The sequence below is a fragment of the Amycolatopsis pretoriensis genome, from assembly GCF_900107925.1.
Classification (GTDB): domain Bacteria; phylum Actinomycetota; class Actinomycetes; order Mycobacteriales; family Pseudonocardiaceae; genus Amycolatopsis; species Amycolatopsis pretoriensis.
Window position 1 is genome coordinate 250,061 of the sequence record NZ_FNUJ01000009.1, and the last position, 20,544, is coordinate 270,604.

Genomic DNA, 20,544 nt, shown 5'->3' on the forward strand with positions numbered 1-20,544 from the left:
CGCCCAACCAGCGCGGCGGCCCGAGCACTAGCACGTCGGGGTGCTGGCGCGGTTTCGCCTCATCGCGTCGTGGTGCCCACCGGGGCACCGCGGTATCCGGCGTGCACGCGGGTGAGGAGGCCTTATGGGGAAGAGGATCGGCGCGGGCAAACGGGGACGCTCGCCCGGCCGTACCGCGGTCCTGCTGGGGGCAGGGGCTTTGGTGACCGGCATGCTGGCCGGTTGCGGATCGGGCGGCGGGCTCAAGATCAACGTCTACTACGCGCCCGAGGACAGCTTCCAGAAAGTCGTCGACAACTGCAACAAGGCAGCCGGCGGGAAGTACGAAATCGTCTACAACAAGCTGCAGCGCGGTTCGGACGACCAGCGCCTGCAGATGGCCAGGCGGCTCGCCGCGGGTGACACCGCGATGGACGTCCTCGGCCTCGACGTGACCTGGGTTTCGGAGTTCGCCGAAGCCGGGTGGATCGACGAGTGGAAGGATCAGAACAAGACCGCGGCGTCCGAAGGCGTCCTGCAGGGACCGCTGGAAACCGCGACCTACAACGGCAAGCTCTACGCGGCCCCGAAGAACACGAACATCCAGCTGCTCTGGTACGACGACCGGATCACCCCGTCCGCGCCCAAGACGTGGGACGAGATGATCCAGAAGTCGAAGGAGCTGAAGGCGCAGGGCAAGCCGTACAGCATCGTCTTCACCGGCGCGCAGTATGAAGGCCTCGTCGTCTTCTACAACACCCTCGTCGAGTCGATGGGCGGGCACATCCTGTCCGACGACGGCAAGTCCGTCGTCATGGACGACGGCGCGGTGAAGGCGCTCGCGCTGCTGAAGCAGATCACCGCGTCGGGGATCACCGACCCGTCGCTGACCAACTCGAAGGAGGACGACGTCCGGCAGACGTTCCAGCGCGGCGACGCCGCGTTCGAGCTGAACTGGCCGTTCGTCTACGCCTCCTACGCCAAGGACAAGCCGCAGGACGTCTCGCACATGAAGTGGGCTGTCTACCCCGAGGCGCAAGCCGGGACCCCGGCCAAGACCACCATCGGCGGGTACGACCTCGCGGTCAGCTCGTTGTCGGCGCACAAGCCCGAGGCGTACGAAGCGGCGTTGTGCCTGCGGAGCGCGGAGAACCAGAAGTTCTCGGCGATCAACGACGGCGTGCCACCGACCATCGAATCGGTGTACCACAACGACACCCCGCTCGACCCCTCGAAGCCGGCCGGTGACGACAACCCGAACATGGCGATCAAGTACCCGATGCGCGACTCCATCCTGGACGCGCTGAAGGACGCCGCGGTGCGGCCGCTGACCCCGGCGTACCAGAACATGTCGACCGTGATGTCGAAAGTCCTTTCCCCGCCGGGCGAAATCGACCCGCAGGCCACCGCTTCGAAGCTGCGCGAGCAGCTCAACGACGCTCTCCAGTCGAAGGGAGTGATCCCGTGACCGTCCAGGACCCGACCACGGCGGGAGCCACCGCGGCACCGGAACCCGTGTCGCGCGAGAAGAAGGGCAAACCCGCCCTCTCCGAAGGGAAGAAGGCCGAGCGGCGGCTCGGGCTGTGGCTGTGCGCGCCCGCGTTCGTCGTGATGATCGCCGTCACCGGCTACCCGATCGTCTACTCGATCTGGCTGTCGCTGCAGCGCTACGACCTGCGTTTCCCGGCGCAGCAGCAGTTCGTCGGCTTCGACAACTACGGGGCCGTGCTGTCCAATTCGTACTGGTGGACGGCGTTCGGCACGACGATGTTCCTGACCGTCGTGTCGGTGGCCATCGAGTTCGTGCTCGGCATGGCGCTGGCGCTGATCATGCACCGGACGCTCGTCGGGCGCGGCCTCGTCCGCACGGTCGCCCTGATCCCGTACGGCATCGTCACGGTCGTCGCGGCGTTCTCGTGGTACTACGCGTGGACGCCGAAGACCGGCTACCTGGCGAACTGGCTGGCCGCGGACGCGGCGCCGCTGACCGACCAGTGGCCGTCGATGTTCATCATCATCGGCGCCGAGGTGTGGAAGACCACGCCGTTCATGGCGCTGCTGCTGATGGCCGGCCTCGCGCTGGTGCCGGACGACCTGCTCAAGGCCGCGGCGATGGACGGCGCGAGCGCGTGGCAGCGGTTCACGAAGGTGATGCTGCCGGTGATGAAGCCGGCGATCCTGGTGGCGCTGCTGTTCCGCACGCTCGACGCGTTCCGGATCTTCGACAACATCTACGTGCTCACCGGTGGCGCGCAGGACACCGGCTCGGTGTCCATGCAGACCTACGACAACCTGGTCAAGGGCCTCAACCTCGGGATCGGGTCGACGATGGCGGTGCTGATCTTCATCACCGTGGCGATCATCGCCTTCATCTTCATCAAGGTGTTCGGCACGGCCGCACCTGGCTCGGACGACGGGGGTAAGCGCTGATGGTGATGGGAACCGTCACGACGGGCCGCAAAGTCAGGTGGGGCCTGGTCGACATCCTCGTGCTGGTGTTCGCGCTGGTGCCGGTGCTCTGGGTCGTTTCGCTGTCGTTCAAGACCAAGGACACGCTGACCGACGGGTCGTTCATCCCGCAGTCGTGGACCTGGCAGAACTACGCGGACATCTTCCAGACGTCGGAGTTCCTGCTGGCGCTGGTGAACTCGATCGGCATCGCGATCATCTCGACCGTGATCGCGGTGGTGCTGGGCACGATGGCCGCGTACGCGATCGCGCGGCTGGAGTTCCCCGGCAAGCAGCTTCTCGTCGGGCTCTCGCTGCTGATCGCGATGTTCCCGCAGGTGTCGCTGGTGACGCCGCTGTTCAACATCGAGCGGAACCTCGGGCTGTTCGACACCTGGCCCGGCCTGATCCTGCCCTACATCACGTTCGCCCTGCCGCTGTCGATCTACACGCTGTCGGCGTTCTTCCGCGAAATCCCGTGGGAGCTGGAAAAGGCGGCGAAGATGGACGGCGCGACGCCGGCCCAGGCGTTCCGGCGGGTGATCGCGCCGCTGGCCGCGCCGGGTGTGTTCACCACCGCGATCCTGGTGTTCATCTTCTGCTGGAACGACTTCCTGTTCGCCATCTCGCTGACGTCGACCACGGCGTCGCGCACGGTGCCGGCGGCGCTGTCGTTCTTCACCGGGTCCTCGCAGTTCGAGGACCCGACGGGACAGGTGAGCGCGGCCGCGGTCGTGATCACCATCCCGATCATTGTGTTCGTGTTGTTCTTCCAGCGTCGCATCGTGGCGGGGCTGACCTCCGGTGCGGTGAAGGGGTAGTCATGGCTGAAATCGTCCTCGACAAGGTGTCGAAGAAGTACCCTGACGGCGCGCTCGCGGTGTCCGAAGTGGACATCACCATCGCCGACGGCGAGTTCATCATCCTGGTCGGCCCGTCCGGCTGCGGGAAGTCGACGACGCTGAACATGGTGGCGGGGCTGGAGGACATCTCCTCCGGCGAGCTGCGCATCGACGGCCAGCGCGTCAACGAAAAGGCCCCGAAGGACCGGGACATCGCGATGGTGTTCCAGTCCTACGCGCTCTACCCGCACATGAGCGTCCGGGAGAACATGGCCTTCCCGCTGCGGCTGGCGAAGGTCGACGACAAGACGGTCCGGGCGAAGGTCGAAGAGGCGGCGACGATCCTCGACCTGACCCAGCACCTGGACCGCAAGCCGGCCAACCTCTCCGGTGGCCAGCGGCAGCGCGTCGCGATGGGGCGGGCGATCGTCCGCAGCCCCAAGGCGTTCCTGATGGACGAACCACTGTCCAACCTGGACGCCAAGCTGCGCGGCCAGATGCGCACCTCGGTGTCGAAGATCCAGAAGCAGCTCGGCACGACGACGCTGTACGTCACGCACGACCAGACCGAAGCCATGACCCTGGGCGACCGGGTCGTGGTGCTGCGCGGCGGGTACGTGCAGCAGATCGGCGCGCCGCAGTTCCTCTACGACAACCCGGCGAACCTGTTCGTGGCCGGGTTCATCGGCTCGCCGTCGATGAACTTCGTCCCGGCGACGCTGGAGAACAACGAGCTGCGCAGTGCTCTCGGCACGACACCGCTGACGGACCGCGTCCGGCAGCTGGTGGAGAAGGCGAACGCGCCGCGGGAGGTGCTGGTCGGCATCCGGCCGGAGCACTTCGAGGACGCAGCGCTGGTCGAGGCCGGCCAGAAGTCCGGCGGCGGCACGTTCACCGCGCACATCGACGTCCTGGAGTCGATGGGTTCGGAGAAGTTCGCCCACTTCACGCTGGAAGGTGACGTGGCGACGTCCGAGGAGCTGGCGGAGCTGGCCGCGGACAGCGGTTCGTCCGACGTCCCGGGCGCGGAGTCCCAGATCGTGGCCCGGCTGTCGGCGGAGTCGTCCGCGGCGGAGAACGCGGACCTCGAAGTCTGGTACGACGCGGACAAGATCAAGCTGTTCGACCCATCGAACGGCAAGAACCTCACCTACGAGGGCTAGCCGGTCGTGGGTGTTCGGGGCGGTGGGAACCGCCCCGAACACCCACGACCCGGTCAGGGGTGGCGGGTGGGGCGGTAGACGAGCTCCTGGATGTGGCCGTCGAGCGTGCGGGTCTCCAGCAGCTCGAGGTCGAAGTCCTCCGCACCCGCGAAGACCGGTGCGGCGCCGGTCTTGCCGGTGAGCACCGGGAACAGTGTCACCTGGACGCGGTCGACGAGCCCGGCGGCCAGCAGCGCAACGGCACGTCGGACTCTTCCTTGAGCCGCGCGACGACGTCCACGGCGGCACGCTCACGACGGTCGCGTCCGGCCAGCCCAGCGGGCCGCGCAGGGTGTTCGAGACGACCGTGGCCGGCAGCGCCCGCAGTCGGCGGACCCACGGGTCGAACGCTTCGTCGTCGCCGGCGAGCATCTCGCTGTTCACCCGGAAAGTCTTGGCACCGAAGACCATCCGCTGGTCTTCGCGGTACTGCTCGAGGCGGTGGGCGAGCAGTTCGGGGCCCTGCTTGCCCCAGTAGCCGAAGACGTCGAAGGTGTAGGTCGCGGTCATGGTGACTCCGTTCCGGCTCAGGGGGTGTTCTCACCTGGGCTACGAACCGGCTGGCCGTGATCCTACGGCGTCGGGAGCAGCGGGAAGATCGTGTTCGCCGCGGTGCGGGCCTGGGCGCACGTTCCGTCGCCCGCCGTGCCCGCCGTCTCCACCACGCTGAGCTCCGCCAGCTCGCGGCGGCCCGGCAGGCCCTGCGCCGGCTGCGTCGTGTCCACCAGGCAGAACGCGCCCGCCGGCCGGACGACCGCCGGCCGCCCGCCGAGCGTCTCGGACGGGGCCGACGGCTCGTCCGTCTGCACCGTCAGCTTGAAGCCCACCTTGCCGCGGATGCAGCTGTGGCCGGACAGGCCCGTCGCCGGCCGGCTGCCCCGCCCCGCGACCGCTTCGAGGTCGGGCTGGTCGAGCAGGACGCAGGGGGCGACCTGGCCCCACGAGCGGTCCGGGAACGTCAGCCGGCCGACCTTGCCCGCGGTGATCGCGGTCAGCGCCGAGCCGACCGCCGCGTCGGCGATTCCGCAGCGCGAGGCCTGGTCGTCGCCGGCGTCGGTGACCGACAGGTCGAGCCGGTTGCCGTCGGCGAAGGTGATCGCGCGGGTGCACGCGCTGCGGTCGTTGAACATCGACTGCTGCACCGCGACGCCGTCCGGAACCGGCCCGGGATAGGGGTAGGGCCGGATGTTGGGGTCGGAGTCGAAGGCCAGCGGGCCGACGAGGATCGTGCGCCCGGCGGCATCGGCCCGGCAGGTCTCGAACGTCGGCGTCTCGACGGCGCCGGGTGCGACGGCGGGCACGTCGAGCAGGCTGCAGTAGTCGACGGTGGCGTAGTCCCCGAGCGCGGCGGACGCGGTGAGCGGCGTCGGCCCGGACGTCTGCTCCGGCGCGGCCTGGGTGCTCGCGCACCCGGCGGCGAAGAGGGCGCAGAGCATGACGGCAACCAAGGGGTTCAGACGCGGGTACACGGTGTGCAAGTATCGCCACATCGGCCGGAAAAACCAGCCCTGACGGGGACATCTCTCAGTATTTTCCCAGCATTGGCCGGAGAACGCGCAGGTCATCGGAGTACGGCCCGATTTCCCGGGTTTCGCGCGGTCGTCCGAACGTTTTTCGCATTTGCCGTCCCCTAAGGGAGCGATCCTTCCCGCGGGCGATGCGGAAGCGGGTACTCCGGTGGTGAAGTGGAGATATCGGAAGTTCGAGGAAAGGGAAAAACGATGAGCGCACCGGTCACTCGACGGCTGTCCCGCCCCCGCTACGGCCGCATGATCGGCGGGGTGTGCGCGGGTCTCGCCCAGCGGTGGGGCATGAAGACCGGCACCGTGCGGCTGCTGGCCGTGCTGTCGTGCCTGCTGCCCGGGCCGCAGTTCGTGGCGTACCTGATCCTGTGGGCGGTCATCCCGTCCGAGTAAAGCCGTTGGTGCGCAACGAAAAGATCGCTACGCTGCGCCGATGGCCTGGGATGACCACTGGAGCCTGATGCTCCGTGACCTGTCCGGGGACTCGTTCAGCGAGGCTTACGAGCAGCTGTCGGACACGCTCGTGCCCCCGTCGGGCTGGAACGCGGACGCGGCCGAGGCGCTGCCCGCGCTGCTGACCTACCTCGAGCACCCGGACTCGCCGGAGCGGGCCGACGTGGCCGAGATCGTCCACGACCTCGCCCACCGGGCCCGTGCGGTGTCGGACGAGGGGTGGCGGGCGGCGTGGCCGGCCGTCGTGCCGCGGCTGCTCGCCCTGGTGGAAGACGACGACGCCGACGTGCGGCGGGCCGCGGTGCTGGTCCTGGGCGAACACCCGGACCCGGCGGTGCTGGCCGCGCTGCTGGACCGCTGGCCGGAGGAGACGTCCGAAGCGGTCCGGCTGGGTTTCGTGATCGCGGTCGGGGAGCTGGGCGGCGAGGACGTGCTGCCGTGGCTGGCCGAGCGCGACGAGACCGACGCGATTCACGCCGCGGCCCTGACCACGGCCGCCCGGATCACCGGCGTGGCGCCGGTCGAGCGGCTCGCCGGCCTGCTGAGCCGGGACATGACGGCGTTCGCGGGCCTGCACGGCCACGAGCGGCCGGCCCCGGTCCGCTGGGCCGCCGGGCGGCTGGCTCCCGGACCGCGCGAGGACCTCCTGGTCGCCCTGGCCGCGCGTCCGAACCGGCATGCGGCGGCGATGCGCGTCGTGCTGGGCGAGATCGCGGACCGGCGGTCGGCCGTCGAGGGGCTGCTCCCGCTGGTCGGCGCGTTGCTGGACACGCCGGAGCGCGGCGCGGCGGCCGCGGTGCTCGGGGGCGTGGCGCCGGCGTCGGCGGCGTACGCCGACCAGCTGTTCGCGCTCGCGGACGACCCACAGGCCCGCGACTACGCGCTGTGGGCGTTGCTGCGGCTGAAGGACGCCCGGTGCGTCGAGCCGCTGCTCGCGCGGTTCCGCACGCGCGAGCACGTGCTGATGACGGGTGGTGTCGGCGGCCGCGGACGGGGGAACTGGAGCCCGTTCCGGGCGCCCGGGGCGCACCAGATGCTGATGGACGCCCCGGAGTTCGCGCCTGACTTTTTGCCGTGGGTGGGCCAGGTGCTGCACCCCGGCGCCCACCGGCACACGGTGTGGCCGTTGACCAGGTTGTTGCGGGAGTGGGGCCCGGCGGGCGCGCCGGCGGCCCCGCACCTGACGCGCCTGCTCCGCGACGACGACCCGCACACCGTGGAGTGGTGCGCGGACACGCTCGCGGACATCGGCGGTTCGGCGGCGGTCCCGGAGCTGAAGAAGGTCGCGAAGGGCCGCAGGAGGCCATGGCGCACGCGTGTGGCGGCGGCGACGGCCTGCGCCCGCCTCGGCGGTGACCCGGGGTTGGCGGTGGAACTGCTGGAGAGCGCGCTCGAGGCGGGCGAAACGTCGGCGGTCGGGTGGGCGGCGGCCCTGGGGGAGAAGGGCGCACCCCTGGCGGACGTGCTGCGCGCGTGCCACGCGGACGACCAGCGGACGGAGGTGGCCATCGCGGCGGCGCTGGGCCAGGTCACGGGCGTGGTGGAAGAAGCGCTGCCGGTGCTCCTGCGGGCGCTGGAGGGTGTGGAGCCCGACCTGGTCGAGGCGCACACGACCGACGCCGCGCGCTCGCTCGCGAAGCTGGGGCCGCTGCCGGCATCGGCCGCCCCGGCGCTGCGGGACTTGCTGGCGACCGACGGCCGGTTTTCCCGCTCGGACGGCTGCGACCTGTTCAGGGAGGACGACGCCTTTCGCCGGGACGTGGCCCGGGCGCTGGCGAACTGCGCTAGTTGAGGGAGCGGAGGAAGCCGCGCCAGGAGGAGGGGGCGACGGTGAGGTGCGGGCCGGAGGGATCCTTCGAGTCACGGACCGCGACGGTCGGTGTGGTGAAGGCGACTTCGACGCAAGCGGTGTTTTCGTTGCCGCTGTAGCTGCTCTTCCGCCAGGCGAACGCCACCTCGACACATGCGGTGTTCTCGCCCTGGCTGTAGCTGCTCTTGCGCCAAGCTTCCTTCACGGCTCACCCCTATGCGCTCAGCTGGTCCGCCAGCCGAAGAAGCAGCTCGCAGGACTCTTTTTCGCTCAGCGCAAGCTTAGCAAGCGTGCTGAACCGCCTGGCCAGCTGTGAGATTTGCGTCGGCTTGACCAACTGCAGGTTGCCCGCGGCGTGATCGACATAGCCGAGGTCTCCGATCGTGTCCTCCGGGAACCGCAGCAGCGAGAACGCGCCGCGAAGACCGGGATGCACTCCGATATCGGCAGGCAGCAGCTGCACCTGCACATTATCGAGCTCGGAGAGCTCGACAATGTGCAGCATCTGCGCCACGAGCACGTGCGGCTCGGCGACCCGGCGCACCAGGGCGGTCTCATCGACGATCGCGTGCAGCTTCAGGGGGTTCTCGGCCCGAAGCCGCTCACAGCGGCGCATCCGCACGTGCAGCTTGTGGTTGCGTTCGCGAGTGCCGCTGTCGGCGTAGAGCGCTCGTGTGAAGGACTCGGTCTGCAGAAGTCCGGGCACCCATGCCAGCTCGAAGTTGCGGACCGAAACCGCCTCCGCTTCCAACGCCGGGTAGCTGTTGACCGACACCCCCTCGATCCGGTTCTGATTCGGCCGCTTCGCCTCCCGCGCGATATCGACCACCCGCACGAGATCGTCCTCGGGCAGCCGATACAGCTCCGCCATCGCCCGGGCGTGCAGCGGATGAATCGCGCCCTGCCCCTTCTCCAACCGCGAAAGCGTGCTTTTCGAAATGTCGAGATCGCCGCCCGCCTGTTCCAACGTCAGCCCGGCCTTCTCCCGCCAGGCCTTCAGCTCGCGCCCGAGCTGCAACCGCCTGATCGCCGGAACGCTGTAGTACGCCACCGCACCTCCCCGTCGCCATGATCGCGCGGGGTGCAGTGTCCGGGCGGGAGGTCGGCGCCGGGATCCCGCGCCGATCACCCCATCAGGGGCGCCAGCAGGACATCGCGCGGTCGATCTCCTGCTCGTCGAGCGGCGGGCGGGGCAGTTCCGAGGGCTTGCCGGGCTCGGCGCGGAGCCCGTCGAGGAGCATGCCGAGGCTGCGGCGCCACAGGTCCGGGTCGACCGCGCACGTGAACTCGACCACCGAGCCGACCATCATGTGCACGAGCGCCATGTCCGACGGGGCGAAATCCGCCCGTAGGCCACCGGAAGCCTGGGCCCGCTCGACGAGCTGTGTGATCAACGGCACCATGCGGGCTTTCTCTTCGGCGACGTGCTCGTGGCCGAACTTGTTGGACAGCATGATCTCGCGCAGCCCGCGGTCGGCGGAGTGCATCTCGGCCGCTTTCCAGGTGAAGTCGACGAACGCCTGCCACGGGTCCGCCGCCTTCAGCGCTTCCACGGCGAGATCGCCGATCTCTTCCATCCGCTCGGCGAACATGGCCTCGACCAGGTGTTCCTTGCTGGGGAACCGGCGGTAGACCGTGCCGACGCCGAGGCCGGCGTGGTGGGCGATGTCGTCCAGCGTTGCGTCGAGCCCGCGCTGGCCGAACACTTCGCGAGCCGACGCGAGGATGCGACGGCGGTTGAGCTCGGCGTCGCGCCGCAGCGGCCGCGCCGGTGCGGCGGGACCTGCGTCCCGTGTCATCCCGTCAGTCTAGCTCACAAAGTAGAGGCACCATCTCCGGTTTGTGTGTACCTTGGGTCGCGTAAGGGGAGATACCTACTCCACATAGCCTCCTGATCACTCCCAGTGAGGGGACACCCATGTCCGAATCCACTCTCGAGGTCGCGCCGCCGGGGGACGTGCGCGCCGCCGAGAACCCGCACCACAGCCGCAGATGGCTGATCCTGGTGATGATCGGCATCGCGCAGCTGATGGTCGTGCTGGACGCGACCGTCGTGAACATCGCGCTGCCGTCCGCGCAGGTCGACCTGGGCTTCTCGAACGACGCGCGGCAGTGGGTCGTCACGGCGTACGCGCTCGCGTTCGGCAGCCTGCTGCTGCTCGGCGGCCGGCTCGCCGACCTCTTCGGCCGCAAGAACGCGCTGCTCGTCGGCCTGGCCGGCTTCGCCGCGGTGTCCGCTCTCGGTGGCTTCGCGACCAACATCGAGATGCTGCTGATCGCCCGCGCGGCCCAGGGTGTCTTCGGCGCGCTGCTCGCGCCCGCCACGCTTTCGCTGCTCACCACGACGTTCACCGACCCGAAGGAACGCGGCCGCGCGTTCGGCGTGTTCGGCGCCATCGGCGGTGGCGGCGCGGCGGTCGGGCTGCTGCTCGGCGGCGTGCTCACCGAGTACCTCGACTGGCGCTGGTGCATGTTCGTGAACATCATCTTCGCGGTCGTCGCGTTCGTGGGCAGCTCGGCCCTGCTGCAGAACCAGCGCGACGCCGGCCCGCGCCCGAAGCTCGACCTGCCGGGCACGATCACCGCGTCCGCCGGTCTGTTCGCGCTGGTCTACGGCTTCGCGAACGCGGAGTCGGACTCGTGGTCGTCGGCGTCGGTGTGGGGCTTCCTGGCCGGCGGTGTCGTGTTGCTGGGCGTCTTCGTGTGGCTGCAGCAGCGCGTCTCACACCCGCTGCTCCCGCTGCGCGTCCTGCTCGACCGCAACCGCGGCGGCTCGTACCTGGCGATGTTCCTGCTGGCCATCGGCATGTTCGCGATCTTCCTGTTCCTGACGTTCTACGTGCAGCAGAACCTGCAGTTCACGCCGATCCAGAGCGGCGTCGGGTTCCTGCCGATGGTGGCGACGCTGATGCTGTCGGCGACGACGGCGACAGCCGTGCTGCTGCCGCGCTTCGGCCCGCGTCCGCTGGTCCCGACCGGCATGGCGATCGCGGCGGTCGGCCTGTTCTGGCTGAGCGGCATCGGTCTGGAGAGCACGTACGCGTCCGGCGTCCTCGGCCCGCTGCTGGTGATGGGCTTCGGCATCGGGCTGGCGATGGCGCCGGCGATGAGCGTCGCGACGTTCGGCGTCGAGGCGCACGACGCGGGGGTCGCGTCGGCGGCGGTCAACACGATGCAGCAGGTGGGCGGCTCGATCGGCACGGCGCTGCTGTCGACGCTGGCCGGCAACGCGGCGACGTCGTACCTCGCGGGCAAGGTCCCGACCCCGCAACTGGCGGCCGAGGCGGCGATCGAGAGCTACACGACGGCGTTCACGTGGGCGGCGGTGATCTTCGCGGCCGGCGCGCTGCTCAGCGGTCTGCTGCTGCGTCCGGGCGTCCCGAAGGGCGAAGCCGCTCCCGGCGCCATCCACATGTGAGTTGAACCTTCCCGGCCCTCCGCGCACTAGTAAGACTGAAACCGTGCGAAGGAGGGCCGGGTGGGGGCGTCGAGAGACTCCGATTTCAGCGAGTACTTCGCCGCGCGGGTGCAGCGGTTCCGCCGGGTCGCGTTCGCGTTCTGCGGCGACTGGCACGCGGCCGAGGACCTGGTCCAGGCCATGTTCGTGCAGCTGTACCGGCGCTGGCGCCGGGTCCGCCCGGACACGGCCGACGCGTACGCGCGCCGCATCCTGCTGAACCTCTTCCTCGCCGGGCGGCGCAAGTCCGGCCGCGAGTACGTGACGGCTGTCGTCCCGGAGACGGAGTCGCCGCCGGGCCGGGACACGCCCCTGCGCCTCGACGTGGAGCGCGCGCTGTCCGGGTTGACGCCCCGGCAGCGCGCGATGGTCGTGCTCCGGTTCCTCGAAGACCTCCCGGTGGCGGAGGTCGCGTCGCTGCTCGGCATCGCCGAAGGCACGGTCAAGTCCCAGACGGCCCGCGGGGTCGAAGCCCTGCGCGCGGCCCTGCCTTTTCCGACGAGCGAGGAGCGGTGATGGAAGACGTCCGGACCGCTTTGACGGAGTACGTGACCGAAGGCGAACCGCCGCTCGGCCTGACCGGCGAAGCTGTTCTTTCGGCGGCCCGCCTGTCCCGCCGCCGGCACCTGCTGACGGGGGCGGTGGCGGTGATCGTGGTGGTGCTGGCGTTGGGACTGGCGGTGGTGGTGCTCCCGGGTCGCGCTCCGGTGGCGGCGCGGCCGTGTCCCACCGCGGTGGACACGCGCTCGGCGCTGGTCGACCGGCTGAGCTGCCTGGTGGGCAACGCGGTGCGCGCGCTGTTGCCTTCCGACGCCGGGATTTCGCGGTTGACGATCGCGGGGGAGACTCCGCCGGCCGACCCGTTCCACCTGATCGCCGACGAGATCGGCCCCGCGCCCCGGGACGCGATCTTCCACATGGGGGTGCGGGTGACGGACGCCCGCGGCTCGGGATCGGTGTACGTGCTGATCCTGCCGGGCGGCGCGAGCGGCCCCCCGTGCGGCGAGGTGGACGAGATCAGCTGCCGATCGGAGCAGACACCCCAGGGCGGGTTGTGGCTGTCGACGCTGCGCACCGGGGACGCGGTGAAGAACCGCGTGGCGCTGGCGGCGCCGGACGCGCTGGTCCAGTTCTGGTCGACCGACAGCGGGGTGCTGGAGCAGAAGGACGTGCGGTTGCCGAAGCAACGTCCGGAGCCGACGTTGACGCTGGACCAGGTGCGGGCACTGGCGTTGACCCCCGGGCTCACGACCGGCGGGAGCGGAGGGTCTCGATGACGTCGTCGTCCCAGCGGTGGGTCCGGATCAGCCGGTACCGCTCCGCCGCCACCCACATGTACGCCTCGGCGTCCGTGCGGTCCCCGATCAACCCCGCCTGCCGCAGCATCCCCACCACCGGCACGAACTCCTCGTCGAACCACCGCTGGGCCACGCTCGCGCGGTCGCAGAACTTGCCCTCGTCCTGCATCAGCCGGAAGCCCCACGCCTCCACGTGCTCGCCCAGCTTCGCGTAGTCCCACGGGTCCGACACGATCACCGACGCCCGCGCGTGCCCCGTCAGCGGTACTCGCTCCAGGAACAGCCTTCGATAGTCCTTGACGATCAGGTCGCCGCGGTGGCGGATGCCGCTCGGGTCCAGTTTGGTCCGGACCACAGTCACGAACGCCTCTATTGTGGACAGTCCTTGCGCGATCGCGACCGAAACGCGGTGGTGGCCGTCGATGATGAAGTGCAGCTCGCCCACCCGGTACACCTCGATCGGCGGGATCTCCTCGCCGCGGCGGGCCGCCAGGGCCAGCCGCTCCCAGCGCTCGCGTACCCGGGCCGAGGTCGGGCGGAAGTGGCGGTCGAAGTCGCGGCTGCGGTCGACCGTGCCGACGATCGAGTCGAGCTTGATCACCCGCAGCCCGATGCGGTGCTCGCCCGCGTACCCGAGCGCCTCCACGACCTCGTGGAACGGCAGCATGATGTTGACGTCGTCGGGCTCGCGACGCAGCCACGTCGAAAGCCGCGAAAGCACTTGGCCCCGGCGCGCGCGGAGGAAGTCGTTTTCCGCGTCCGCGCGGGGAAACCCCGTCTCTTTCATGAGAACTCCATGATCCGGTGGCCCACCACGTTGCGGATCCGGGTTTGGCCGACGACCCGGTCCGGCACCGGCTCGCCGTGGGGGTGGATGTGCCCGTGCAGCAGCCACTTCGGCCGCAGCACGTCGATCGTGCGGTGCAGGCACGCGAACCCGCGGTGCGGCGGGTCCGCCCGGTCGCCGAGGTCCAGCGGCGGCGAATGCGTCAGCAGGACGTCGACGTCCCGGCCGTCGCGACGACGCCGCCACTTCGCCCGCCGCACCAGGCCGCGGGCCCGGCGCGCCTGCTGGCGCTGGGTCCACTGGTTCGGGCCGTCGTTGTAGCGGATCGAACCGCCGAGGCCGGCGAAGCGCAGGCCGGCGACGTCGACGACGCGGCCGTCGGCGTTGATGCCGCCCGCCGGCCCCGGCCAGGGCGTCGGGAAACCGTCCTTCATGGACAGCCCGCCGTAACGCGTGTAGCCACTCAGGTCGGGGTCGTGGTTGCCGGGCACGAACACGCACGGCACGTCGAGCGCGCCGGCCAGGAACGCGAGGTAGTCGTACGGGAGGTCGCCGGCGCCGATGACGAGGTCGACGGAGACGGTGCGGACCGCGTCGGTCCACAACCGCTCGTCGACCTCGTCGGAGACGACCAGCGCTTTCGGCATGCGCCCAGGATAGGACGCCGTGCCGTTATTTCATCCCGTGCGCGAACCCGGGGTCGGCGACGATGACGAAAGTGATGACGAAGATCCACACGAGGCTGAGCGCGAGCGCCCAGAACTTGAGGTTGGACAGCATCCGGGACATGGCGAACACTCCGATGGGGGAAGAGGGGGACCTAGAGCCAGCCGTTCTTCCGGAATATTCGGTACAGCAACAGGCAGATCCCGAGGATGACCGTGATCACCAGCGGGTACCCGAACTTCCAGTGCAGCTCGGGCAGGTAGTCGAAGTTCATCCCGTAGATGCCCGCGATCATCGTCGGCACGGTGATGATCGCCGCCCACGACGTGATCTTGCGCATGTCGGTGTTCTGCTGCAGGGAGATCTTCGCGACGGTCGCGTCGACCAGGGTGGACAGCAGCTCGTCGAACGCCGCCACCCGCTCGGACACGGTCGTGAGGTGGTCGGCGACGTCGCGGAAGTACGAGCGGACCTCGTCCGGCACCAGCCGCGTGTAGCCCTCGGCCAGGCGCTGGACCGGCGTCGCCAGCGGCATCACCGCCCGGCGCAGCTCGAGGACCTCCCGCTTCATCAGGTAGATCTGCTCGGCGCTGATCTGCGAGCGGGGCGCGAAGACCTGCGCCTCCATGACGTCGATGTCGTTCTCGATCCGGCCCGTGACGTCGAGGTAGTGGTCGACGACGTGGTCGGCGATCGCGTGCACGACCGCGGCCGGCCCCAGCTGCAGGCGCTCGGGGTCGTCGTCCAGCTCACGGCGCAGGCGCGCGAGGCCCGAGTGGTTCCCGTGGCGGACGGTGATCACGAAGTCCCGCCCGAGGAACACCATGAGTTCACCGGTCTCGACGATTTCGTTCGCCGTGGTGGGTGATTCGTGTTCGACGTACCGGACGGTCTTCACCACGAGGAACAGCGTGTCGTCGTAGCGCTCCAGCTTCGGCCGCTGGTGCGCCTCGAGCGCGTCCTCGACGGCCAGCTCGTGCAGCCCGAACGTCTCCGCGATGCCCTGGATCTGCTCGGAGTCGGGCTCGTGCAGCCCGATCCAGACGAACCCCTCGTGCCGCTTCCGGACCTCTTTGATCGCTTCGATGTGCGTCCAGCGGCCGGACAGGCGCTCACCCGAGACGTACACCGCGCAGTCCACGACGTACGCGGACAGCGGCACCGGAACCGGACGGACGGGGACGGCGCCCTTGTTGCCGCGGCCGCGCAGGCCGCCGAGCGAGGGAATGGCAGGCATGGGATCTCCTGGGCGTCGTGCGTTGGTCGTGCGAGACGACTGACCAGGGGCGGAACACGTCCGCCCGGCGACACCAGCGTTCCCCGGAAGAAAAGGCCTACCTGGAGACGACCCGTGAGGTGGGAACGCTGGGACTACTAGGGAGCGGACTATCGCCACTACTCATCGGGGTTCCTCACCTCCTTCGGGCCGGGGTGGAGAGTGGTGGGGCTCGCGTTGACGCGCGAGAACCAATGGTTGAGGGTACTCCTCACTACGGATGCGTGTCGTACCAGGCTCACGCGGTGTTACGCGGACAGGAGAGACGAGTGCAGTTCGGTCGGTACTACGAGGAGTTCGAGGTCGGTGCGGTCTACAAGCACTGGCCGGGCAAAACGGTCACCGAATACGACGACCACATGTTCTGCCTGCTCACCATGAACCACCATCCGCTGCACCTCGACGCGCACTACGCGGAGGAGACCACCGACTTCGGCAAGAACGTCGTGGTCGGCAACTACGTCTACTCGCTGCTGCTGGGCATGTCCGTGCCCGACGTCTCCGGCAAGGCCATCGCGAACCTCGAGGTCGAGTCCCTCAAGCACGTCAAGCCGACGTTCCACGGCGACACCATCTACGGCGAGACCGAGGTGCTGGACAAGACGCCGTCGAAGTCCAAGGACGACCGCGGCGTCGTGTACGTCGAGACGCGCGGGTACAAGCAGGACGGCCTGATCGTGTGCACCTTCCGGCGGAAGGTGATGGTCCCGAAGCGCTCGTACGGCGAGACCCGGGGCGGGGAGCAGCCGGGCCGGCCGGTTCCGCACGAATGAGGTTCTGATGGACTTGGACGGGATCAAGGGCGTACTGCGCACGTTCGCGGAAGTCGAAGCGCGCGGGGTGTCGCCGCTGTACGAGCACCTGGCGCTGCAGGCGGCCGCCGATGACGACGTGGCGGGCCTGCTGACGTCGGCGCGGGACGGCGAGGTGCGGGCGACGCTGCTGATGGCGACCGCGCACCGGCTGGTCCAGGCCGACCCGATCCACCCGCTGTCGCGCTACTACCCGTCTCTGGGCGGCTTCGACGGCGTCGACTCGGAGACCTGGCCGCTGTTCCGGTCGTTCCTGCTGGAGCGTTCCGAGAAGGCCCGGGCCTTGATCTCGGCGCGGTACACCCAGACGAACGAGGTCCGCCGGGCGGCGCTGCTGTACCCGGGCGTGGCGCGGGCGGCTCGCGAAGCGGGCGGCAAGGTGTCGTTGCTGGAGGTCGGCTGCAGCGCGGGGCTCCTGCTCGGGCTGGACCGCTTCGGCTACCGCTACCAGTGCGACGGCGGCGAGCAGCTGACGGCGGGCCCGGCGAAGTCCGCGGTCGGCCTGCACTGCGCGCTGGACCTGGCGCCGGGCGCGGTGGCGCCGAAGCTGCCGAAGAAGCTCGCTCTGCTGGACCGGGCGGGGCTGGACCGCGCGCCGGTGGACCTGACGGACGAGGACGAGCTGGCGTGGCTGGAGGCGTGCGTCTGGGCCGACCAGCCGGACCGCATCCGGCTCCTGCGCACGGCGGCGGCGGAGCAGGCGAAGCACCGCCCCCGGCTGATCGAGGGCGACGGGGTCGCCGACTTGGCCTCCGCGGCCGCCACGTTGGAGGGGCCGCTGGTCGTGGTGACGAGCCACGCGCTGGCGTACTTCGCTCCTGAGCGGCGTGCGGAGTTCGTTTCCGAGCTGGCTTCGCTGGCGGCTTCGCGACCGGTGTGGTGGGTCTCGGAGGAGTTCTACGGGGCCGGCCTCGAGACGGTGCTGCCCGGCCGCTCGGACCTCGCGGGGGCCGACGGGCTGGCGACGTTGGGCGTCGTGCGGTGGGAAAACGGCAAGGCGGAGGCGCACGCTTTGGCCCGGACGGCGCCGCACGGGCAGCGGATGACCTGGTTGCCGCTGTAGTCAGGCGCGGGGGAGCGCTTTCCAGTCGCGCAGCGTCACGTACAGAAGATCCACCAGCTCCCCCGCCGCTTCCAGGGCTTCCAGGTCTGCCGCATCGGACCAACGCGCGTCCGTCGCGTCGTCACCCGCCGTGAGCACCCCGCCGGCCACCGCGCACTCGTAGTCGAAGATTTCGTAGGGGCCCCTGGTCACCGACCCCACCAGTGTGCCGGGAATCACGTCGAGCCCGGTCTCCTCGAAAAGCTCCCTGATGACAGCCTTTTTGTCTGTTTCGCCCGGTTCGACTCGGCCACCCGGCAGCGACCACTGCCCCGAACCGGGGTCATTCCGGCGGCGGATGAGCAGCAGTCGGCCGTGAGCGTCGAAGGCGATACCGCCTACGCAGCGGATCGTGGTGCTGGTGGGGCCGTTCATGTCCCGAAGGGTAGACGTGACCGAACTGAAAACGGATGTCCTGTACACGGAGAGTAGCCGTACGGTACACTTCGGACCGCGTGCTGACCCAAGCGCGGGACTTACCTCCCCTGTGCCTGTTCAGTGCGGTACAACGTAAAAAGTCAGGATTTTTGCTGTTGTCCGGTGTCACCGTAAGAGACGGGATTTGATCGCGGTGAACGTGAAGAAGATTGCGGGCCTCGCCGGTATCGCGTTGGTGCTGTTCTTCGTCATTGCCCAGCCGGGTCAGGCCGCGGGCCTTGTCGGCAACATCGTCGACTTCCTGCGCAGCTCGGCCGAATCGGTGATCACCTTCGTCAGCAACGTGTTCAAGGGCTGATCGGGGGCTACCCTCGAACCATGTTCGCGCCACGCGACCCCGACGAGTACCTCCTCGACACCGAGCGGCGGGTCATCCGGATCCGCCGCCACTGGGCGGTGCTGCTGTGGGACACCTTCGAGGCGGCCGCACTGCTGGCCGTCTGCGTCCTGGTGTCCTACCTGCTGCCACCGGCGCTGTACATCGGCCAGAACATCCTCTGGTACGTGGCGCTGATCGTCGTGCTGCGGTTCGCCTACCAGGTGATGGAGTGGTGGGTCGAACGGCTGGTGGTCACCGACAAGCGGTTCGTCATGACCACCGGCGTCTTCACCACCAAGGTGCTGATGATGCCGATCAGCAAGGTCACCGACCTCAGCTACGTGCGCACCGCCACCGGGCGCATGATGGGCTACGGCACGATGGTCGTCGAGTCGGCCGGTCAGATCCAGGCGCTGAACCGGATCGACTACCTGCCGCGGCCCGAAGAGTTCTACGACACGATCTCGGAGCTGGTCTTCGGCGACAAGCAGAAGCAGGCCGAACGCTTCTCCATGATCAAGGCCCAGCGGGCGGCCCGCGGAAAGAAGCCGGTCGGCTGACGTCCCCGCCGGGCGTGTGACCCAGCGCATCGTCGACAATGGACCCGATGCGCATCGACCTGCACGCCCATTCCACCGCTTCCGACGGCACCGACACGCCGGCCGGTCTCGTCGCCGCGGCGGCGAGAGCCGGGCTCGACGTCGTCGCCATCACCGACCACGACACCACCGCGGGCTGGGCGCCCGCCACCGAGGCCATTCCGCCGGGGCTGACCCTCGTGCCCGGCGCCGAGCTCTCCACGGTGTCGATCAACCCCGAAACCGGCCGCCAGATCAGCGTCCACCTGCTCGCGTACCTCTTCGACCCGACGTCGGAGCCGGTCGTCACCGAGCAGACCCGGCTGCGCGTCGAGCGCCGCACGCGGCTGCGCCGGATGGCCGAGCGGATGGCCGCCGACGGCCTGCCGATCGACGCCGACGAGATCTTCGGCCTGCTGCCCGAGGACTCCCCGCCCGGACGCCCGCACCTCGCCCAGGCGCTGGTCCGCGCCGGCTTGGTCAAGTCCGTCGACGAGGCCTTCGCCGACTACCTCAGCCCGCGCCGCGGCTACTACGTCGCCCGCCGCGACACCCCGGTCGAAGAAGCCATCGACATGATCAGCGCGGCCGGCGGCGTCACGGTCATCGCGCACCCCTTCGCCTTCAGCCGCGGTGCCACGATCAGTGAAGACACCCTCGCGGGCCTGGCCGAACACGGCCTCACCGGCGTCGAGGCCGACCACCCGAACCACGACGCGCCGACGCGGGCCCGCACCCGCGCGCTGGCCGGCGAGCTCGGCCTGCTCGTCACCGGGTCGAGTGACTACCACGGCACCAACAAGACGATCGCCCTCGGCGAGTGCACCACCGACCCCGGGCAGCTCGAGGAGCTCGTTTCCCGAGCGACGGGGTTCCAGGTCGTGAAGGGCTGACATGGCGATCGCCGACGTCTTCGACGCGAAGCTCTTCATGAGCGCGACGATCACCCTGGTCGTCATCATGGACCCGCCCGGCACCGTGCCGGTGTTCCTGAGCCTGGTCGGCCGCAAGCCGATGGCCGTGCGCGCCCGCGCCGCGCGGCAGGCCGTCCTGGTGTCTTTGCTGGTCATCAGCCTCTTCGCGGTCGCCGGCCAGGCGATCCTCGCCTACCTCGGCATCGGCATCCCGGCGCTGCAGGGCGCCGGCGGCCTGCTGCTCCTGCTCATCGCGCTGCAGCTGCTCACCGGCAGCGGCCACGAACCCGAGGCGGCCGCGGAGGACGTCAACGTCGCACTCGTCCCGCTCGGCACGCCGCTGCTGGCCGGGCCCGGCGCGATCGCCGCGACGATCGTGTTCGTCCGCCAGGCCGACGGCCACATCGGCGCGTACATCGCGCTGGCGCTGGCGATCGTCATGACGCACTTCGTGATCTACATCTGCATGCGCTACTCCGGCGTCGTCATCCGGCTGATCAAGGAAAGCGGCATCACGCTGCTGGCCAAGGTGGCCGGCCTGCTGCTCGCGGCCATCGCCGTCGAGCTCGTCGCGAACTCCGTGCGCGGCTTCATCGCCGGCGGGAACTGACCCCGCCGTTCGGGTTGTCCTGCCGGACAG

23 protein-coding genes and 1 pseudogene are annotated in these 20,544 nt (G+C 69.5%); 15 read left to right on the top strand and 9 right to left on the bottom strand.

Features of this window, described 5'->3' with window-relative positions:
• Positions 1-124: 124 nt before the first annotated feature.
• Genes BLV96_RS36820 through BLV96_RS36835 form a run of 4 tightly spaced genes read left to right on the top strand, consistent with a single transcriptional unit; the run spans position 125 to position 4,432 of the window.
• Positions 125-1,447 (top strand): ABC transporter substrate-binding protein, encoded by a 1,323-nt coding sequence (locus tag BLV96_RS36820; protein WP_086676214.1) that lies wholly within the window; start codon positions 125-127, stop codon positions 1,445-1,447.
• A complete protein-coding gene (locus BLV96_RS36825; RefSeq protein WP_086676212.1) occupies positions 1,444-2,409 on the top strand; it encodes a carbohydrate ABC transporter permease in 966 nt (321 codons plus the stop codon). Before BLV96_RS36820 ends, BLV96_RS36825 begins: the two co-directional genes overlap by 4 nt.
• Positions 2,409-3,248 (top strand): carbohydrate ABC transporter permease, encoded by an 840-nt coding sequence (locus BLV96_RS36830; RefSeq protein WP_086676210.1) that lies wholly within the window; start codon positions 2,409-2,411, stop codon positions 3,246-3,248. Before BLV96_RS36825 ends, BLV96_RS36830 begins: the two co-directional genes overlap by 1 nt.
• A 2-nt stretch (positions 3,249-3,250) precedes the next feature.
• Positions 3,251-4,432 (top strand): ABC transporter ATP-binding protein, encoded by a 1,182-nt coding sequence (locus BLV96_RS36835; RefSeq protein ID WP_086676208.1) that lies wholly within the window; start codon positions 3,251-3,253, stop codon positions 4,430-4,432.
• A gap of 53 nt (positions 4,433-4,485) precedes the next feature.
• Here BLV96_RS36835 and BLV96_RS51580 read toward each other — a convergent pair.
• Both BLV96_RS51580 and BLV96_RS36845 read right to left on the bottom strand, forming a co-directional pair.
• A pseudogene (locus BLV96_RS51580) lies at positions 4,486-4,981 on the bottom strand (dihydrofolate reductase family protein).
• 62 nt (positions 4,982-5,043) lie between these two features.
• Positions 5,044-5,907, bottom strand: a complete 864-nt coding sequence (locus BLV96_RS36845) for a hypothetical protein (protein ID WP_086676207.1) — start codon at positions 5,905-5,907, stop codon at positions 5,044-5,046.
• 285 nt (positions 5,908-6,192) lie between these two features.
• Here BLV96_RS36845 and BLV96_RS36850 point away from each other — a divergent pair, with 285 nt between their 5' ends.
• Together BLV96_RS36850 and BLV96_RS51340 are read left to right on the top strand one after the other, a co-directional pair.
• Positions 6,193-6,387 (top strand): PspC domain-containing protein, encoded by a 195-nt coding sequence (locus BLV96_RS36850; RefSeq protein ID WP_086676205.1) that lies wholly within the window; start codon positions 6,193-6,195, stop codon positions 6,385-6,387.
• Positions 6,388-6,427: 40 nt separating this feature from the next.
• A complete protein-coding gene (locus BLV96_RS51340; RefSeq protein WP_086676203.1) occupies positions 6,428-8,239 on the top strand; it encodes a HEAT repeat domain-containing protein in 1,812 nt (603 codons plus the stop codon).
• Here the strand turns inward: BLV96_RS51340 and BLV96_RS50060 are convergent.
• The 3 genes from BLV96_RS50060 to BLV96_RS36865 form a co-directional block, all read right to left on the bottom strand.
• Positions 8,232-8,462 carry a DUF397 domain-containing protein gene (locus BLV96_RS50060; RefSeq protein ID WP_167379856.1) on the bottom strand — a complete coding sequence of 77 codons (231 nt, stop codon included), beginning with the start codon at positions 8,460-8,462 and terminating at the stop codon, positions 8,232-8,234. The genes BLV96_RS51340 and BLV96_RS50060 overlap by 8 nt on opposite strands.
• Before the next feature lie 9 nt (positions 8,463-8,471).
• The gene (locus tag BLV96_RS50065; RefSeq protein WP_167379857.1) at positions 8,472-9,308 is read right to left on the bottom strand and encodes a helix-turn-helix domain-containing protein; all 837 of its coding nucleotides are present in this window, start codon (positions 9,306-9,308) and stop codon (positions 8,472-8,474) included.
• Between the two features lie 82 nt (positions 9,309-9,390).
• Positions 9,391-10,056 (bottom strand): TetR/AcrR family transcriptional regulator, encoded by a 666-nt coding sequence (locus BLV96_RS36865; protein WP_086676202.1) that lies wholly within the window; start codon positions 10,054-10,056, stop codon positions 9,391-9,393.
• A gap of 119 nt (positions 10,057-10,175) precedes the next feature.
• On the opposite strand from BLV96_RS36865, the gene BLV96_RS36870 reads away from it, so the two are divergent.
• Genes BLV96_RS36870 through BLV96_RS36880 form a run of 3 tightly spaced genes read left to right on the top strand, consistent with a single transcriptional unit; the run spans position 10,176 to position 12,991 of the window.
• Positions 10,176-11,675 (top strand): MFS transporter, encoded by a 1,500-nt coding sequence (locus tag BLV96_RS36870; protein WP_086676200.1) that lies wholly within the window; start codon positions 10,176-10,178, stop codon positions 11,673-11,675.
• Between the two features lie 60 nt (positions 11,676-11,735).
• Complete coding sequence (locus tag BLV96_RS36875; protein WP_086676198.1) at positions 11,736-12,230, top strand: SigE family RNA polymerase sigma factor; 495 nt, start codon at positions 11,736-11,738, stop codon at positions 12,228-12,230.
• Positions 12,230-12,991, top strand: a complete 762-nt coding sequence (locus tag BLV96_RS36880; protein ID WP_086676196.1) for a hypothetical protein — start codon at positions 12,230-12,232, stop codon at positions 12,989-12,991. The genes BLV96_RS36875 and BLV96_RS36880 overlap by 1 nt, the downstream gene beginning before the upstream one ends.
• On the opposite strand, the gene BLV96_RS36885 is transcribed toward BLV96_RS36880, so the two are convergent.
• The 3 genes from BLV96_RS36885 to corA form a co-directional block, all read right to left on the bottom strand.
• Entirely contained in the window at positions 12,960-13,799 is an 840-nt protein-coding gene (locus BLV96_RS36885; RefSeq protein WP_091390066.1) for a ParB N-terminal domain-containing protein, read from the bottom strand. The two genes, BLV96_RS36880 and BLV96_RS36885, sit on opposite strands and share 32 nt — an antisense overlap.
• Positions 13,796-14,446 carry a metallophosphoesterase family protein gene (locus BLV96_RS36890; RefSeq protein WP_086677223.1) on the bottom strand — a complete coding sequence of 217 codons (651 nt, stop codon included), beginning with the start codon at positions 14,444-14,446 and terminating at the stop codon, positions 13,796-13,798. The genes BLV96_RS36885 and BLV96_RS36890 overlap by 4 nt, the downstream gene beginning before the upstream one ends.
• 173 nt (positions 14,447-14,619) lie before the next feature.
• Positions 14,620-15,702 carry a magnesium/cobalt transporter CorA gene (corA, locus tag BLV96_RS36895; RefSeq protein WP_086677222.1) on the bottom strand — a complete coding sequence of 361 codons (1,083 nt, stop codon included), beginning with the start codon at positions 15,700-15,702 and terminating at the stop codon, positions 14,620-14,622.
• Positions 15,703-16,010: 308 nt separating this feature from the next.
• On the opposite strand from corA, the gene BLV96_RS36900 reads away from it, so the two are divergent.
• Together BLV96_RS36900 and BLV96_RS36905 are read left to right on the top strand one after the other, a co-directional pair.
• Positions 16,011-16,514: a MaoC family dehydratase gene (locus BLV96_RS36900; RefSeq protein WP_043784350.1), complete on the top strand. Its 504-nt coding sequence runs from the start codon at positions 16,011-16,013 to the stop codon at positions 16,512-16,514.
• 7 nt (positions 16,515-16,521) lie between these two features.
• Positions 16,522-17,616: a DUF2332 domain-containing protein gene (locus BLV96_RS36905; protein ID WP_086677221.1), complete on the top strand. Its 1,095-nt coding sequence runs from the start codon at positions 16,522-16,524 to the stop codon at positions 17,614-17,616.
• Here the strand turns inward: BLV96_RS36905 and BLV96_RS36910 are convergent, their stop codons facing one another.
• A complete protein-coding gene (locus tag BLV96_RS36910) occupies positions 17,617-18,030 on the bottom strand; it encodes an NUDIX hydrolase (RefSeq protein ID WP_086677220.1) in 414 nt (137 codons plus the stop codon).
• Between the two features lie 196 nt (positions 18,031-18,226).
• Here BLV96_RS36910 and BLV96_RS36915 point away from each other — a divergent pair, with 196 nt between their 5' ends.
• Genes BLV96_RS36915 through BLV96_RS36930 form a run of 4 tightly spaced genes read left to right on the top strand, consistent with a single transcriptional unit; the run spans position 18,227 to position 20,514 of the window.
• A complete protein-coding gene (locus tag BLV96_RS36915) occupies positions 18,227-18,391 on the top strand; it encodes a hypothetical protein (RefSeq protein WP_167379843.1) in 165 nt (54 codons plus the stop codon).
• A gap of 20 nt (positions 18,392-18,411) precedes the next feature.
• Positions 18,412-18,972, top strand: a complete 561-nt coding sequence (locus BLV96_RS36920; RefSeq protein WP_086677218.1) for a PH domain-containing protein — start codon at positions 18,412-18,414, stop codon at positions 18,970-18,972.
• A 47-nt stretch (positions 18,973-19,019) separates the two neighbouring features.
• The gene (locus tag BLV96_RS36925) at positions 19,020-19,883 is read left to right on the top strand and encodes a PHP domain-containing protein (protein WP_425266208.1); all 864 of its coding nucleotides are present in this window, start codon (positions 19,020-19,022) and stop codon (positions 19,881-19,883) included.
• Between the two features lies 1 nt (position 19,884).
• Positions 19,885-20,514 carry a MarC family protein gene (locus BLV96_RS36930; RefSeq protein ID WP_086677216.1) on the top strand — a complete coding sequence of 210 codons (630 nt, stop codon included), beginning with the start codon at positions 19,885-19,887 and terminating at the stop codon, positions 20,512-20,514.
• Positions 20,515-20,544: the final 30 nt, after the last annotated feature.

Excerpts from the sequence above, each read along its gene's own strand:
- BLV96_RS36920 (WP_086677218.1), top strand. The coding sequence starts at position 18,412 with ATGTTCGCGCCACGCGACCCCGACGAGTACCTCCTCGACACCGAGCGG.
- BLV96_RS36910 (WP_086677220.1), bottom strand. The coding sequence starts at position 18,030 with ATGAACGGCCCCACCAGCACCACGATCCGCTGCGTAGGCGGTATCGCC.
- BLV96_RS36850 (WP_086676205.1), top strand. The coding sequence starts at position 6,193 with ATGAGCGCACCGGTCACTCGACGGCTGTCCCGCCCCCGCTACGGCCGC.
- BLV96_RS36845 (WP_086676207.1), bottom strand. The coding sequence starts at position 5,907 with ATGCTCTGCGCCCTCTTCGCCGCCGGGTGCGCGAGCACCCAGGCCGCG.
- BLV96_RS36830 (WP_086676210.1), top strand. The coding sequence starts at position 2,409 with ATGGTGATGGGAACCGTCACGACGGGCCGCAAAGTCAGGTGGGGCCTG.
- BLV96_RS36925 (WP_425266208.1), top strand. The coding sequence starts at position 19,020 with ATGCGCATCGACCTGCACGCCCATTCCACCGCTTCCGACGGCACCGAC.
- BLV96_RS36885 (WP_091390066.1), bottom strand. The coding sequence starts at position 13,799 with ATGAAAGAGACGGGGTTTCCCCGCGCGGACGCGGAAAACGACTTCCTC.
- BLV96_RS36880 (WP_086676196.1), top strand. The coding sequence starts at position 12,230 with ATGGAAGACGTCCGGACCGCTTTGACGGAGTACGTGACCGAAGGCGAA.
- BLV96_RS36930 (WP_086677216.1), top strand. The coding sequence starts at position 19,885 with ATGGCGATCGCCGACGTCTTCGACGCGAAGCTCTTCATGAGCGCGACG.
- BLV96_RS36820 (WP_086676214.1), top strand. The coding sequence starts at position 125 with ATGGGGAAGAGGATCGGCGCGGGCAAACGGGGACGCTCGCCCGGCCGT.
- BLV96_RS36865 (WP_086676202.1), bottom strand. The coding sequence starts at position 10,056 with ATGACACGGGACGCAGGTCCCGCCGCACCGGCGCGGCCGCTGCGGCGC.
- BLV96_RS51340 (WP_086676203.1), top strand. The coding sequence starts at position 6,428 with ATGGCCTGGGATGACCACTGGAGCCTGATGCTCCGTGACCTGTCCGGG.
- BLV96_RS36890 (WP_086677223.1), bottom strand. The coding sequence starts at position 14,446 with ATGCCGAAAGCGCTGGTCGTCTCCGACGAGGTCGACGAGCGGTTGTGG.
- BLV96_RS36870 (WP_086676200.1), top strand. The coding sequence starts at position 10,176 with ATGTCCGAATCCACTCTCGAGGTCGCGCCGCCGGGGGACGTGCGCGCC.
- corA (WP_086677222.1), bottom strand. The coding sequence starts at position 15,702 with ATGCCTGCCATTCCCTCGCTCGGCGGCCTGCGCGGCCGCGGCAACAAG.
- BLV96_RS36905 (WP_086677221.1), top strand. The coding sequence starts at position 16,522 with ATGGACTTGGACGGGATCAAGGGCGTACTGCGCACGTTCGCGGAAGTC.
- BLV96_RS36835 (WP_086676208.1), top strand. The coding sequence starts at position 3,251 with ATGGCTGAAATCGTCCTCGACAAGGTGTCGAAGAAGTACCCTGACGGC.